The 509-nt window shown below is 69.0% G+C and carries 1 pseudogene; it reads right to left on the minus strand.

Annotated features, from left to right (window positions below):
- Positions 1 to 509 (minus strand): annotated as a pseudogene (locus WFM69_RS19300) (M17 family metallopeptidase); the annotation flags it as partial.

Here is a 509-nt window from a genome sequence, read left to right on the forward strand (position 1 = left end):
CTCCCGCGAACGGGCCGCCGAGGTTGGCGATGTCGGCGATCTCCGAGTCGAGCTGCTTCCGGTACTTCTGCTCGAGGGGCAGCTGCCACACCGATTCGTCCACCGCGTCGGATGCCGCCCGCACCAGATCGACCATCCGCTGGTCGTTGCCGAACACCGGCGCGGTCGCGGCACCGAGTGACACCAGCGCGGCCCCGGTCAGCGTGGCGATGTCGACGATCGCGTCCACACCGTCTTCTGTGGCGAGCACGAGGGCATCGCTCATCACCAGCCGCCCCTCGGCGTCGGTGTTCTTCACCTCGATCGTGGTGCCGCCGCGCGCCGTGAGCACGTCGCCGAGCTTGTACGCGGTGCCGGAGGGCATGTTGTCGGTGCACATCAACCAGCCGGTGACCTGGGCCGTGACGCCCGCATCGCGCAGCCCGACGAACGCACCGAGCACCGCGGCGGCCCCTCCCATGTCCATCTTCATGAGCAGGTGCATCGGGTCGCTCGGCTTGAGGCTGATG

The sequence above is a fragment of the Microbacterium sp. LB12 genome, from assembly GCF_037150835.1.
Classification (GTDB): domain Bacteria; phylum Actinomycetota; class Actinomycetes; order Actinomycetales; family Microbacteriaceae; genus Microbacterium.